The organism is Candidatus Thiopontia autotrophica, from assembly GCF_982804495.1.
In genome coordinates, this window is the sequence record NZ_CEYDPX010000009.1 from 1 (window position 1) to 14,236 (window position 14,236).

The window sequence follows — 14,236 nt, forward strand, 5'->3', positions numbered from 1 at the left end:
ACAGATAAAAAATGTGCTTTCACTAGAAAAGACTGGGGAATGGCGTATCTACTGACATAGACTCGTCGTCGGCTTTGTCGCACATCACAGTTAGTGACGTGGTTAAATGAACAAAATTCGATGAGAGTGAGGCAGGTTTTAGGTTGTTGTTAATGCTCTTTTTTGTCTGGTTGGTGAATTAAAGGTTTGTATAGAAAAGTGTACAATATTAGCATAAGATTTGATAAAAATCAGTATCTTCGTGGAAAATGTCGATAAAATGACGGAACATGTCGATAAAAGGACTGGGAAGAGTGTGTCCCATGCTGTCATTTCCCTATTACTTAAACCCACCTAATACCTCTTGATAACAGAGAAGGCGAAAGTTGTACTAGAGGCTGCCAAGGATGAGGTGACTGCGCTCCAACGCTAAAGGCGCTTCTTCCATCACCTGATTGCTGTGCAAAAAAAAATCCCTTCCATCACACTGCTACAACCATTGTATAGATCACCAAAGAAGTTTCTGTAAATCGACTGAACAAATCAAGTTCAAGATTACTAGCAACCAAATCGTTGAAGAAAGGCAACTAGACATAAGTAACCAAACCATGCCGGGGGTGGGTACTCTAGTATATATGGGGTACTTGCGGATACTTTTTGACCCCCAAGATTTGCAGTTTCCTTAGTGTTTATATAGGGTTCGACCTCCGTACTTTACCCTCAGAAAGTGTCGGATATAGTTTGCTGATTTTGCCTTTATCCGAAGGTTTTAGACCCCAAAGTACGCAGGTCATTTTTCCTATCTTATGCACGATTGTATGCCCTCACGATTAAACGCTCATTAAACATAGATTGCTCCAATGGTCTAAACCTGACCCTTGGCTTGTCATTAGGAGCGATTACAGGCTCCCCATAGTTTTTGCGTTTTAACGCTCTCATTGCCTGGTGGTAAGCTTTCTCCAGTGCCTTGATAGCCTTGTTCTCCTTTGACTGCGGGACAAGCAAAGAGTCATGTACAGGGTATGCAGGTATCCCTTGTTTCATCAGGTCATACATTGCATTCACCATAATTGCCCCCTCAATCTTTCCTAGCTTTAGCCCTGTGTTTCCACCGTTACAAAAATGCTTCGCTATCACGTCATGCTTCTCAACAAAGGCGTCAAACACATCACTGATATTGCTGCAGTATGGTGCTTCCCTGACTTTTTCCCCCCTTCTCTCCCTTGAGTCGACAAATGTCTCCATTTGCTTCCGATAAGAAGCAATAGCTTCATTACGGCTGGTACTGTTCACAGCAATCATGACTATCTTTTTGCAGATACCTCTGTCAACAGTCCCACCATTAAGGATAAGGTGGTACGGATCTCTATCACTGTAACAGTCGTCATAGCATGTATTCTCAAGCGCATATAGCAATCTAATATGGTGGGCGCTGAAATCTGGCTCTGCCACTAACTCACCATCTAACCAAAGGATACGGCGCTCCTCTCTTACTATGTTTTGATAGCTATCGTTACCCATACTAAGCAAGTTATAGCCGTTATCACCTACTGGGTAGACCCTGCCATTAAGTCTAAAACTGCCACTAAACTGCATACTCAAGATTGGCTTCATGACTCGGACTTCATTTGGATGCCTCATCAGTAACAATGGGTGTTTATCCAGAAATTCACGGATCTCATTCAACCTACTCTCTAGCTTACCAATTGAAGATCCAACATTACTGATTGGAAGCCTCTGTGCACGTTTACCTTCCTTCTTCTCCTCTCTTGTTGGACGAGTCTTCAGAATGACAGCTCTTGGACTGTTAACGAAAAGAGGCATGTAACGGCTAGCCAGAAACTGAAATGCCCAGGTGGGTTTGATTATTCCAGCACTCCTACCCTTCACCCCCTTCTCTCTAACAAGCAGATAAACCTTGCATAACCCCTCTACAGCCTTGTTGATTGCCTTCCATCCGATCTTTTGACCATTAAGATCAACATAAGTATCTCGCTTGTTATGGCGCGTAGCCCTGTTCTTGCATAGATTTGCAACCACATGCTGTAGCCCCTTACCAATAGGGTCAATACCTGCATCACTAATCCTCCGCTGAATGGCATAAAGAAGATCATCTGCTCCAGCTCCACTCGGTCGGAAGTCACAACTAAACTTACCAACCTGGTAACGGGGAACACTAACGCCATACGCTTTAGGGTCGAGTAGCAGACACTTTGGGCAATGATCACCACCCTTACAATCGCCACAATCCGGGTCTCTAAACATGTGGATTGTAAAATTCATTTCGCCCCCTCCGCGCATACGTGAGGATTTTTCTGAAGCAAGCCACTGTCTAATAACCACTCATAATACGATTCAGGGTTGATAAGAACAGAGTTCCCATACATGACGAACGGGGGCATCTCCCAGTTAGTGTAGTCACCGCTGCGGAAGTACTTGCGAGAGTGTTGATATACCAGACTGCCGTGAAATACTGCCTGAGTATCCGCAAAATCTCTGATTGCCATTAGAGGGAAACGGGAATAAACGAACTTCATAATTGCCCCCTCTGTTTAGAGGACAAACTTGTTAGGGGACGGACACCATGCAACGCACAATCAACGCTAGTGCAGTTTTCGACCTGTTTGCGCCATGTTCCTGGGGCAAACTCGTCATAAGTGCAGTCCTTACACTTGTCATTGACTCGTTGCCTGAATTTGGCTGATTTTGGGGTGTATTCTGGGAGAACAGTCATCCGTTACCCCCAACCATGTGATCCTCAATCCATTTCTCAATATCGGACTCTCTATATCGTATCCTTGCCCTCTGATCAGTACCAAGTTTCAGATATGGAAGATTGTGAGTTCCCAAGCACCGCCATTGCGCCAAATTGGCTGGAGTAGTTGCTAATTTGTGAGCAGTCTCTTTGGGAGTAAGTAATTTGCACATGCTGACATTCCTTTCAGGGATTTACCCTGTTTAGAAGCCTACCCAAATAAGGGCTGTCAACATTATCCACCAGAATAGGGGGTGCTATAGTTCGGCTATGTTTTGGTGTCTACCCGTTTGTCAGTAGCGCACCAGAACCCTACGCAATTAATTATAATGTAGTGTATATGAGAAAGTAAAGCTTTTGTTCTATGTTTGTTCTGTTTTATTATCCCCGCAACTGAACCACATTTGATTCGTCACCATCACTTTCTGACCGCTTATTTTCCTCTTTCTTGCTTACCTTAACTTGCTCCTCGATATAGTCCGCAACTTTGTTAATAGCCTCTCTCAAGGTTTCAACTTCCGTGTGGATATATCCAGCTGTTACATCGCTTGTCATAGTGTGGTTGGTCAACCTATCAATCATGGTCTTAGGTATCCCTACAGCCTCACAAATCGTTGTGAAGGTGTGTCGTGCCATATGGGGACTGAAGTGAAAACCAAGTTTCTTGTTCAAGGAAGCTATCTGCAACTTGGGTCTGCCATGGAATGAATCTCGCTTTATAGCTGGGAACATAAACGGTAATAACTCTTCCCCCTCTTCTAACCGCTCTACAGCGTCCCTCTTAAGTCTCTCAATCTCTGGCAGTAGAATTTTAGGGATAGGCAATTCATGATCTGTATGGTTTTTGGTATCTCTTTGCACAATCAAACCATTATCCAGATCCACATCACTCCACTGGATTTTATAAGTCTCTGTGATCCGAAACCCCATGAAAAGAAACATTTTGAATGCAACTCTGTGCATTGCTGGCTCTAGCTGATCAACAGCACTCAACCACTCGCCTAGTTGCTTTGGGCGAATTATGTCTGTCCTTCTACGCTCCTTGTGCCACAGCCTGCCGGCACTGAGAACAGCCACAGGGTTATGATTAATTGCTTTCTTAGTGATTGCGTAGTTCAGCACTGCCCTCAACGGTCTAAATGCGCCATTCGTTGCAGTCTTTCCCCTCTTGGTTAACTTCTTGTGCCTAGCCAGAACCATGCTCTCTGTAATCTGTGAAGCTGGTTTCTTCAACCATTCCTCAAAACCCCACTTTATTTTTCTCTTATAGTCAGTAACAGTAACTGACTCTAAAGCATGATCCTCAAGATACGAGTCAAGCAACTCCTGCAAAGTTTGAGTTTTAGCCCTTGATAACCTCTTCTCTTCAACAGGATCAATCCCCTTATTGAGATCAGACAGAATATCCTTGGCACGATTTCTGGCGTCGTCAACAGTGATGTCCGTGAAGTTTCCTATCGTCACCCTCTTGGTTGCACCTTTCGAGTCTTTCTTCACCACTGCAAAACTTTTATTACCCGTAGCAGACACCCTCAAGATTAGCTTTGGTTGCCCTTGGTCATGATAGACATCCCTTGCACCCTTCTTTTCTGGAGGCTGAATAGCCCTAACCCTAGATTGCGTGAAATTGAATTTATTCGCCATATTAGTCCTTCAAAACAGTAAAACACTGGTGAAATGATCATTATTTTCTGGGGCAACCTCGGGGCAACCTTGAAAATAGATATGAACTAATATAGGGTGATATACAGTGAATGTCAACATACCTTACATACATGCGGTTTCCGCATATATACACGACAATATACTGTTTTTACATGCGTGGTATATACAATGGAAAAGGAACTGTTAATCCTTGGGTCACAAGTTCGAGTCTTGTCGGGGGAGCCATATAAAAAGGAGTTACGATTAGCGTCGTAACTCCTTTTTTCTTTATCCAATATATAGCCACAAACATGTGGATATTAGAATAACCTGATGATGAGGACAGGTAAATATTGGCAGGTTCACAGCAAAACAATAAGTTACAAACAACTTTAACTTCTGGAAAATTTATTTATAGATTAACCTAAATTCAGCAGGTTACACCAATTTTATGATTTGAATTATTGTTCGATTTTGTAAGCCCATAAGACAATAAGCAGAAACCGGCTTCTCCACAATAGCTGTTGATAAAGTTGTAGATAACTTAATTTTTTCATGATTGCCTGAGGCCATTTACACGCACCAGCTGATTGCCTGTTTTTTAAGCACAGGCAGTTTCTTCAGCTGCCCGGCTGACCTTTTTTTGATCTTCCTTTTGATGGTCTCCCTCTGCGCTTTGCACCTTGCTGTTTTTTCTTCCCGCCCGTTTTATCACCCCTCCTCTTGCGCGGAGGCTGATTTCCACTGTCCTCTCCACCAATACGGGAGATTTCCAGTTTTTGCCCACATACCCAGGTTTTTCTCAGCTCACGGAATATATCCCTGGGCATTCCCTCTGGTAGATCTACAGTACTGTATTGCTCATGAATCTCAACCTTGCCAATATCTTCATTAAAGAGACCTGCTACATTAGCAATGGCACCAACAATATTATCCGCTTTTACCTCATGAGCAGACCCAACTGCCAGACGGAAACGTTCTCTACCTGCTTGAAGAGGCTCCCTTCTGCTGCTCTCACGACGTTGTTTTTTACCCCTTTCTACTCTGCTATCAGCCCTCTCTCTAGAGCGGCCCTCGTGACGACTTTTTTCATTACGTCTCTTCCTCTCCTGGTTTTTTACCAGAAGCGGGGTATCCCCCTGAAACATATTTGCTAAAGCCGCCGCAATCTCAAGTGCAGGGATATCATGCTCGATACGGTATGACTCGATGATTTTTCCGTAAAACTCAAGATCTTCCTCTTTGGCTATGGTGTCTGTGATACGTTGTTTGAATTTGGCGATACGACGATCATTTATTACTTCATTGCTTGGAAGATCCATCTGCTCGATCTTCTGTCTGGTTGCACGCTCAATTGCATGCAGCATTCGTTTCTCCCGTGGGGCAATAAAGAGAATAGCATCACCCTTGCGTCCGGCACGCCCAGTACGTCCAATCCGGTGCACGTATGACTCCGTGTCGTATGAGACATCATAATTTATAACGTGGCTAATTCGTGGCACATCAAGTCCACGAGCAGCAACATCTGTTGCAACCAGGATATCCAGTTTTCCACTCTTTAGCTTGTTGATTGTCTGCTCACGCAACTTTTGTGGAATATCACCATTGATTGCCTCGGCTGCAAACCCTCTTGCAGACAACTTCTCGGCTATCTCTGTAGTTATAATTTTGGTGCGCACAAAGATGATGATTCCATCAGTCTCCTCCACCTCAAGGATACGAGTCAGGGCATCCATTTTATGTAACCCACTCACCATCCAGTAACGTTGGCGCACACTCTCAACTGTTGTGGTCTTTCCCTTGATACTGACCAGTGCTGGATCTTTTAGATATTTCTTGGCAATACGGCTGATGGCATTTGGCATTGTTGCCGAGAACAGTGCTGTCTGGTGGTTTTCAGGAAGCTGCTCCAGAACCCACTCAACATCATCAATAAACCCCATGCGTAGCATCTCATCCGCCTCATCAAGAACCAGACACTGTAGAGAGTTTAGTTTTAGACTACCCCGACGCATGTGGTCCATAACTCTTCCTGGAGTACCCACTACAACATGCACACCACGATCAAGCGCCCGCAACTGCTGACGGTAATCCTGTCCACCATAGATGGGGACCACATGAAACCCCTTTAACTGCTGAGCATAACGCTGAAACGCCTCGGAGACCTGAATTGCCAACTCCCTTGTAGGAGCCAACACCAGAACCTGTGGTTTGCGAAGCTTTAAGTCGATCCGTGACAACAGTGGCAGCGCAAAGGCAGCTGTTTTACCGGTACCGGTCTGTGCCTGCCCAAGAATATCACGCCCCTCAAGCAGCGGTGGAATTGCCTCTGCCTGAATTGGTGATGGTGATTCATAACCAATCTCGGTAATGGCTTTCAGCACAGCGGGGCTGATGCCCAGCGCATCAAACGCAGGCAACTCTTTGGTTTTGAATGTCATGGCTAGCGCCTCAAGAATAGCAGGAAGCGCTTATATTACCACAATGCATCTTTACTCACCTCGAAACCAGCAACGCATAGACCAATCAAGGTTGATCAGCCGTTAACCTTCAGGAACAATCAAGACTGATCTGCCCATGAAAGCACGGGGAAAATCATCCAAAATCATCACATCCATAGTCGGTGACGGTGCAGAAACCCTGTTGAAGAGCGCCGACCTGGCCATGTACCGATCGAAGAAGCGGGGGCACAACGGCTACGCCTTCTATACCGAGGAGATTGATTAGAACAGCATGCGGTGCAGGAATCTGGAGAAGCATCTGGCCGACTAGACTCAGTCACTGGTCTGCAACAGATAGATGGTAAGAACAGACCATCTTGCAATGTGCCTTACTGATTGATCCTGAAAATACTCAATCGCCCCTGACAAATAGCGCAATGGATTCCACATGGGCGGTATGTGGAAACATATCCATCACCCCGGCAGAGACCAACCTGTAACCTTGATTGTTCACCAACTCATCTGCATCACGAGCCAGGGTTGCTGGATTGCAGGAGACATAGACGATCCGTTCAGGCTGGATATGACCCATCTTCTGCACAATCTCCAGTGCGCCACTTCGTGGGGGATCCAGCAGAACCTTGTTGTAACGATCATTCAACCAGATGCCACCAGTCTCTTCATCCTGAAGATCGACAGCAAAGAATTCCGCATTCTCGATATTGTTGCGCTCTGCATTTTCTCGCGCACGCTGCACCAATGCCTCATCCCCCTCCACCCCGACCACATGACCTGCTGTTTTCGCAATAGGCAGGGTAAAGTTGCCTAAACCACAAAACAGGTCAAGCACCTCGTCTTGATCAGTCAGCTGCAACATCTCAATTGCAAGCGGCACCATCTCCTGATTGATTGCACTATTTACCTGAGTAAAGTCGGTTGGTAGAAAACTGTAATCAAGATCAAAGCTGTTCAGGTGATAGCTAAGCTCCACCTCATGGTCCCGGTTTAGTGGAGTAACACTATCAGGCCCCTTGGGTTGCAGATAGATATTGAGATCATGCTCCTTTCCAAATTTATCCAGCCGTGAGAGGTCTGCCTCAGAGAGCTGCTCCAGGTTACGAAAAACCAACAGGGACTGGCTATCATCACAAGCGACCTCAATCTGGGCTATCTTGTTACACCCGTCCATGGAGGTAATCAACTCACGAAGATCACCAATCCTCTCCCCCACCTCTGGAACCAGAACACTGCATGAGTCCATAACAGTCAGATAGCCGCTCTGTTTCTCACGAAAACCTACCAGTGCACCACCCTTCTTTGGGACATAACGTACTCCGAGACGCGCTTTGCGACGATAGCCGTGGGATGGTCCAGTAAGTGGTGACAACACGGATTCTGGTGCCACCTTACCAAGGCGCGAGAAGTTATCCAGAAGAGTCTGTTGTTTAAAGTTAATCTGTGCACCAGGCTCCATCTGCTGCAGAGAACAGCCGCCGCATCCATAAAAATGTGGGCATGGCGGCTCAACCCTGTCAGGTGATGATGTCAGCACCTCAAGCAGTGTTCCTGAATCAAAACTCCTGCGTCGGCCAGTCAGCCGGTAGCGCACCTCTTCACCAGGCAGGGTACCCGGAATAAAGACCACCTTCCCATCAGTATGGGTGATCCCCTTCCCGTCATGGGCAAGGGATTCAATAGTTGCCTGAACAGGCTCCTGGGGTAATGGTTTACGGCGTCTTCTGCCCATAAGGTAACTCTCGAGAAATTTTAAGCGCGAGAGTATATCACCAGCGAACAGTAACCCGGGATCTTAATCCCAGCCCTGAGTACAGTCCAGATTAACCCAAACCTGTTTCAACCCGGGAATGCCATCTTCCAACATAATGGTAAGTGGTGGACGCTTACTGAGATATTTATTGGTATGACGCAACCAGATGGCGCCACCTGCTCTGCTTCTTGGGAAATTATGAAACAGTGCATCACCAATTCCAATAAGGTGACGAACACGTTGCAACACACTCTGTTCATCCGGAATCGGTGTGCCATGCATGAACTGGGTAAGCATACGCTCCTTACCGTCAACCCCCAGCAGTCTCATCTGCTCTTTTTTGCCTATATCCCACTCTTTAAACAGGGACATAACACGACGTGCCAGAAGAACACGCGCTTCAAAATTGAACTCCAGATCTGCCTCATCACCCTGATTCATCCCACAATCCTATTCCATACTAATTTACTCAGGATTGTACAGGAAAACTACTCAGAAGGGAAAACTCCAGTAGATAGATAACGATCACCACGATCACAGATTATGGTCACAATGGTTGCATTTTTCACCTTGCATGAAAGCTCCAGTGCAGCCGCAACAGCCCCGCCTGACGAGATGCCACAGAAGACCCCCTCCTCAGCAGCCAGACGACGGGTCATCTCTTCGGCCGCATCCTGCGAGACATCAATAAGGCTATCCACTCGTGAGGCATCATAGATCTTTGGCAGATACTCTTCCGGCCAACGACGTATCCCGGGTATGCTTGATCCCTCTTGAGGCTGTACCCCAACAATCTGTACCGCAGAACTCTGCTTCTTCAAGTAGCGTGAAGTGCCCATAATGGTTCCAGTAGTCCCCATGGCACTCACAAAGTGAGTAACCTCACCGTCTGTATCACGCCAAATCTCCGGACCAGTCCCCTCATAGTGAGACAACGGATTATCCTGATTTGAGAATTGATCGAGAATCTTTCCTCTACCTTCTGCCTCCAGCTCTCGTGACTTGTCGATAGCTGCCTCCATACTACCCTCTGCCGGTGTCAGCACCAGCTCGGCGCCATATGCCTTCATTGATGATCTACGCTCAATGCTCATATGTTCCGGCATTACCAGGATCATCTTGTATCCCATGATTGCAGCAGCCATCGCCAGAGCAATGCCGGTATTACCACTGGTTGCCTCAATCAAGGTGTCGCCAGGCTTAATTTCATCGCGATCCTCGGCATGTTTGATCATGCTCAACGCAGGACGATCCTTGACTGAACCAGCAGGGTTGTTGCCTTCTAGCTTGATCAGAATTGTATTGTTACGTTGTCTGCTCTCTTCACCAGGAATACGCAAGAGCTGAACCATTGGCGTATTTCCTACTAGAGACTGCATCGTTTGGTACTTCATTCCTTCTCCATTATTACAAAGGCAACTGCATGTTCATGTTCATCAGAGATAGATATATGGGTAGCTGTGACCCCAAGCTGCCGCTGCTCCAGCTCTGCTCCACCAGACAGCAGTAACTCCGGCTTGCCCTTCTCTGTGTGGGTTACCTCAATATCCTGCAGTTTAATCCCGTCTCTAAACCCGGTCCCCAGAGCCTTGGCTGTCGCCTCTTTTGCGGCAAATCGTTTTGCCAAAAAATGTGCCTGAACCCTTTCCCCACACTGTTGAAATTCCAGCACCTCATCTTTTGAGAGAATTTTTTCAGCAAAACGATCCCCATGACGTTCCAGACTATCTCTGATGCGCTTCACATCAACCAGATCTGTCCCAATCCCGAGAATCATAAACTAGTTGCTACGTGCCTCAATCATGAGTCGCTTCATCTCTCTAACGGACTCCTCCAGCCCCTTGCCCAATACGGCATGGGCAACAATGGAGTGGCCAATATTTAACTCTACAATTTCCGGCAGTGCTGCAATTGACTGGACATTCTGGTAGTGAAGTCCATGACCTGCATTAGGCTGAATCCCTAGCTCCTTGGCAAAAATCACAGCTTCACGAATTCGCTCAAACTCCTCATCCTTCTCCCTCTGCTCCGTTGCATCGGCAAAGCGACCTGTATGGATCTCACAGACAGGAGCGCCAATCTCGGCAACCGCCTCAATCTGACGAGGATCAGGGTCGATAAATGGAGAGACCATGACACCTGCTGCGGCAAGTCGAGCCGCTGCATCCCTCATCTTCTCGATCTGTCCAGCTACATCCAGTCCACCCTCTGTTGTCAGCTCCTCTCGTTTTTCCGGGACCAGACAGCAGTCGGCAGGCCTGAATTCTTCGGCAATTGATATCATCTCCTCAGTCACTGCCATCTCCAGATTGATTTTAGTTTTGACGTGAGCAGCAACCTCTTCAAGATCACGGTCCTGAATATGGCGACGATCCTCACGCAGATGCATGGTAATCCCGTCTGCTCCTCCCCTTTCTGCCATAATTGCAGCCTCCATCACACTTGGATAGAGCGTCCCTCTAGCCTGTCGAAGGGTGGCAACATGATCAATATTTACCCCAAGCAGCAGGGTATTTTCATTACTCAATTCAGTGCTCCATATTGTGCTATCAATTTTCGACTCTCCAGCATATCGTTTGGCAGATGGTAATCAATTGCACTGCGTAGAAGATATTTGGCCTCCTGCATAACCCTCTTCTCAACCTTGCTCTCAGTCGTACGTAGCCACTCCAGGGTCTTTCCCATAACGGTCACAGCTTTTTCGTTAGAGGAAGAGAACGGCATCATTCCCTCTTCAGGGTGGTAACTATAGACCTGATCGGAGTGAATAGGTACACCTGCACAATCTATCTGCAAGTCAAAACCAAAACCTACAGCATTCAACAGCTGCACCTCAAAAGCACGCAATAGACACGCCTCATCACCACCACTATCCAGTGAGTGCAACAGCTCCCCATACTGTTCAAACAGTTTTACGTGGGGGTCGCCTCTATGAAGCAGACGTACCAGTAATTCATTAGCATACAACCCGCACAGTGTTCTTCTACCTTGCAATGAATATGATCGCCCCACAACCTCTGTACGATTCAAGGTATAAAGTTCACCTCGCCCACTCCAGGAGACCTGCAGCAGCGCAAACGGCTGCAGCTGTACAGAGAGTGGTGATCTACCTCTAGCCCCCCCACGTGTTGCCCCTCTGGCTACCACACTTACCCTGCCCTCATCATCTGTAAAAAGGTCAATAATTTGACTAGTATTACGAAAAGGTCGGGCATGCAATACAAACGCACGATGAAATTTATCTCGTGAGTTTCTGCTGGCCTCAGCCATCCTCTCTATACCCCAAACTATGCAGAGCACGATCATCATCTGACCAACCAGCTCTTACCTTGACCCATAGCTGTAGAAATATCTTTCTTCCCAACAACTCCTCCAACTCCTCTCTCGCCTCTTTGCCAACTGTACGTAGGCGTGCCCCCTTCTTGCCTATCACAATTCCTTTCTGTCCAGAACGCTCCACCCAGATAACAGCAGAGATATCGGTTAACTTGCCTGACTCCTTAAACTGTTCAATCTCTACTGTAAGTGCGTATGGCAACTCCTGACCAAGCTGTCGAGTCAGTTTTTCACGAATTCTCTCTGCCACCAGGAAGCGCTCACTACGATCAGTGATCTGATCTTCGTCATACAGATGAACCCCCTCAGGAAGCAGTGACTCCAGCCTATCTTCCAGCTGATCAACCCCCTTACCCTTTAGTGCAGAGAGCGGAACAATAGCGTCGAAAGAGGCTTTTTTTGAGAGTTGCTCTATAAGTGGCAACAACTTCTCCTTGTCACCAATCTGATCAATCTTATTGACCACTGCCACAAGTGGACAGTGTTGCTGCTTTAACAGCTCAACAACCGCATCATCTTCCTCACTCCACTTGCCTCCATCAACCACAAAAACCACCACATCCACATTATCCATACTACCTGCTGCAGCACGATTCAGGTAACGATTCATCGCTGTCTCTGCATTGGAGTGAATTCCTGGTGTATCCACATAGGTAAACTGAGAGCCTCCAACAGTCTTTATTCCCAACAGTCGATGACGGGTAGTCTGCGGTTTACGTGATGTTATGCTCAGTTTCTCCCCGAGAATTCGGTTCATCAATGTAGACTTGCCCACATTAGGCCGTCCAACAATTGCTATCACACCGCTTTTGTTAATTTGAGCATCAATTTTGCTCACCCGGTTTTCTCCAATTTTGCTATTGCCAGTGCTGCAGCCTCTTGCTCAGCCTTTCTTCTGCTGCCACCTTCACCCTGAGTAACCACATCTACATCATCAACTCGGCAGGTTATTATGAAGGTTTGAAGATGCCCTTCACCCTTGACTTTAACCACCTCATAATTTGGTAACGGATGTTTACGTGCCTGCAGCCACTCTTGAAGTCTGGTCTTGGGATCTTTCAGTTCTGTCAGTGGGGGCAAATTGTTGATACGTTGCTCAAACAGATTCTTTAGCCACTCCTCGCAAACGGCAAAACCACTATCCAGATAGATGGCACCAATAATTGCCTCTACAGCATCTGCAAGAATTGAGTCACGACGAAATCCACCACTTTTCAACTCACCCTGCCCCAGCAAAAGAGCATCCCCAATCTCAAACTCTCTGGCAATCTCCGCGAGACTCTCTCCTCGCACCAGACGCGCTCTCAACCTGCTGAGATCCCCCTCGGGAACATCGGGATAGTGGTGGTAGAGCATGTCGCTCACTACAAAACCAAGAATAGAGTCCCCCAGGAACTCAAGACGTTCATTATTCTGATTTCCCATACTGCGATGGGTAACTGCCTGACGCAACAGAGCAGGATTCTGAAACGTGTGGTTCAGTCGCTGTTCAAGTTGTTCCAATGGGGTGTGCGGCATCTATTCTTGGCCCGGACTACTCTATCGAACCAATTCGATTCCAGCTGATTCCATCTCCACAACTGAAATCCCAACTCATCCAGACAGCAACTGCCTTACCAACAATATTTTCCTCTGGCACAAACCCCCAGTAACGACCATCACGACTATTGTCACGATTGTCCCCCAACATGAAGTAGCTGCCTTCTGGGACCACCCACTCTCCCTCTGCTCGTGAGGAGCGTTGAGGAATAGTCAGAATCTCATGATCACTATCCGGGGTTTGTTCTCTAAAGCGCAGAGAGTTTATGGTATGGCACCTATTATTCATCCAGAGATGGGAACCATGCTTTGTTATATTGGCTGGCTTGCCATTAACAGAGAGCCTCTTGTTTCTATATTCAATCCTGTCCCCAGGAACACCGACCACACGCTTGATATAGTCCACACTTGGATCTTCCGGGTAGCGGAAGACCATGATATCTCCCCGCTGAGGCTCACCCACCTCAAGAATTTTGGTATCCACTACCGGCAGGCGCAATCCATAGGCAAATTTATTTACCAGGATAAAATCTCCCACAACCAGAGTAGGACGCATTGAGCTGGAGGGAATCCTGAAAGGCTCAAATATAAATGAGCGCAATATCAAAACAATCAAAATAACCGGGAAGAAGGAACGCGCATATTCCACCAAAATTGGTATATCTCTTCCCTGACGTTTTTCCGCCCAGAATTTTGCATCCAGCAACCAGATCCCACCGGTTACCATTAATGCAATCACCAAAATTCCTGAAAAATCGAGATGCATACTCCCCT

Annotated in this window: 13 protein-coding genes; 1 reads left to right on the plus strand and 12 read right to left on the minus strand. The window is 46.8% G+C overall.

Going from position 1 to position 14,236, the window contains the following annotated elements:
• Positions 1-783: 783 nt before the first annotated feature.
• From AC3ZFK_RS04130 to AC3ZFK_RS04140, 3 genes are all read right to left on the minus strand, one after another.
• Positions 784-2,262, minus strand: a complete 1,479-nt coding sequence (locus tag AC3ZFK_RS04130; protein ID WP_489433735.1) for a hypothetical protein — start codon at positions 2,260-2,262, stop codon at positions 784-786.
• Between the two features lie 853 nt (positions 2,263-3,115).
• Complete coding sequence (locus tag AC3ZFK_RS04135; RefSeq protein WP_489433736.1) at positions 3,116-4,378, minus strand: tyrosine-type recombinase/integrase; 1,263 nt, start codon at positions 4,376-4,378, stop codon at positions 3,116-3,118.
• Between the two features lie 620 nt (positions 4,379-4,998).
• On the minus strand, positions 4,999-6,819 hold the full coding sequence (locus AC3ZFK_RS04140) for a DEAD/DEAH box helicase (RefSeq protein ID WP_487506626.1): 1,821 nt from the start codon (positions 6,817-6,819) through the stop codon (positions 4,999-5,001).
• A gap of 136 nt (positions 6,820-6,955) precedes the next feature.
• On the opposite strand from AC3ZFK_RS04140, the gene AC3ZFK_RS04145 reads away from it, so the two are divergent.
• Entirely contained in the window at positions 6,956-7,105 is a 150-nt protein-coding gene (locus AC3ZFK_RS04145; protein ID WP_487506627.1) for a hypothetical protein, read from the plus strand.
• A gap of 126 nt (positions 7,106-7,231) precedes the next feature.
• Here AC3ZFK_RS04145 and rlmD read toward each other — a convergent pair whose 3' ends face one another.
• The 9 genes from rlmD to lepB form a co-directional block, all read right to left on the minus strand.
• A complete protein-coding gene (rlmD, locus tag AC3ZFK_RS04150; RefSeq protein ID WP_487506628.1) occupies positions 7,232-8,566 on the minus strand; it encodes a 23S rRNA (uracil(1939)-C(5))-methyltransferase RlmD in 1,335 nt (444 codons plus the stop codon).
• A 63-nt stretch (positions 8,567-8,629) separates the two neighbouring features.
• A complete protein-coding gene (locus AC3ZFK_RS04155) occupies positions 8,630-9,028 on the minus strand; it encodes a hypothetical protein (RefSeq protein WP_487506629.1) in 399 nt (132 codons plus the stop codon).
• Positions 9,029-9,075: 47 nt separating this feature from the next.
• A complete protein-coding gene (gene cysM, locus AC3ZFK_RS04160) occupies positions 9,076-9,981 on the minus strand; it encodes a cysteine synthase CysM (RefSeq protein WP_487506630.1) in 906 nt (301 codons plus the stop codon).
• Entirely contained in the window at positions 9,978-10,364 is a 387-nt protein-coding gene (acpS, locus tag AC3ZFK_RS04165; protein WP_487506632.1) for a holo-ACP synthase, read from the minus strand. The genes cysM and acpS overlap by 4 nt, the downstream gene beginning before the upstream one ends.
• A gap of 3 nt (positions 10,365-10,367) precedes the next feature.
• A complete protein-coding gene (pdxJ, locus tag AC3ZFK_RS04170; protein ID WP_487506633.1) occupies positions 10,368-11,114 on the minus strand; it encodes a pyridoxine 5'-phosphate synthase in 747 nt (248 codons plus the stop codon).
• Complete coding sequence (recO, locus tag AC3ZFK_RS04175) at positions 11,111-11,857, minus strand: DNA repair protein RecO (RefSeq protein ID WP_487506634.1); 747 nt, start codon at positions 11,855-11,857, stop codon at positions 11,111-11,113. The genes pdxJ and recO overlap by 4 nt, the downstream gene beginning before the upstream one ends.
• Entirely contained in the window at positions 11,850-12,761 is a 912-nt protein-coding gene (gene era, locus AC3ZFK_RS04180; protein WP_487506635.1) for a GTPase Era, read from the minus strand. The genes recO and era overlap by 8 nt, the downstream gene beginning before the upstream one ends.
• On the minus strand, positions 12,758-13,441 hold the full coding sequence (gene rnc, locus AC3ZFK_RS04185; RefSeq protein WP_487506636.1) for a ribonuclease III: 684 nt from the start codon (positions 13,439-13,441) through the stop codon (positions 12,758-12,760). The genes era and rnc overlap by 4 nt, the downstream gene beginning before the upstream one ends.
• Positions 13,442-13,457: 16 nt before the next feature.
• Positions 13,458-14,228 (minus strand): signal peptidase I, encoded by a 771-nt coding sequence (gene lepB / locus AC3ZFK_RS04190; RefSeq protein WP_487506637.1) that lies wholly within the window; start codon positions 14,226-14,228, stop codon positions 13,458-13,460.
• Between the last annotated feature and the right edge of the window lie 8 nt (positions 14,229-14,236).

Excerpts from the sequence above, each read along its gene's own strand:
- AC3ZFK_RS04130 (WP_489433735.1), bottom strand. The coding sequence starts at position 2,262 with ATGAATTTTACAATCCACATGTTTAGAGACCCGGATTGTGGCGATTGT.
- AC3ZFK_RS04135 (WP_489433736.1), bottom strand. The coding sequence starts at position 4,378 with ATGGCGAATAAATTCAATTTCACGCAATCTAGGGTTAGGGCTATTCAG.
- AC3ZFK_RS04140 (WP_487506626.1), bottom strand. The coding sequence starts at position 6,819 with ATGACATTCAAAACCAAAGAGTTGCCTGCGTTTGATGCGCTGGGCATC.
- AC3ZFK_RS04145 (WP_487506627.1), top strand. The coding sequence starts at position 6,956 with ATGAAAGCACGGGGAAAATCATCCAAAATCATCACATCCATAGTCGGT.
- rlmD (WP_487506628.1), bottom strand. The coding sequence starts at position 8,566 with ATGGGCAGAAGACGCCGTAAACCATTACCCCAGGAGCCTGTTCAGGCA.
- AC3ZFK_RS04155 (WP_487506629.1), bottom strand. The coding sequence starts at position 9,028 with ATGAATCAGGGTGATGAGGCAGATCTGGAGTTCAATTTTGAAGCGCGT.
- cysM (WP_487506630.1), bottom strand. The coding sequence starts at position 9,981 with ATGAAGTACCAAACGATGCAGTCTCTAGTAGGAAATACGCCAATGGTT.
- acpS (WP_487506632.1), bottom strand. The coding sequence starts at position 10,364 with ATGATTCTCGGGATTGGGACAGATCTGGTTGATGTGAAGCGCATCAGA.
- recO (WP_487506634.1), bottom strand. The coding sequence starts at position 11,857 with ATGGCTGAGGCCAGCAGAAACTCACGAGATAAATTTCATCGTGCGTTT.
- rnc (WP_487506636.1), bottom strand. The coding sequence starts at position 13,441 with ATGCCGCACACCCCATTGGAACAACTTGAACAGCGACTGAACCACACG.
- lepB (WP_487506637.1), bottom strand. The coding sequence starts at position 14,228 with ATGCATCTCGATTTTTCAGGAATTTTGGTGATTGCATTAATGGTAACC.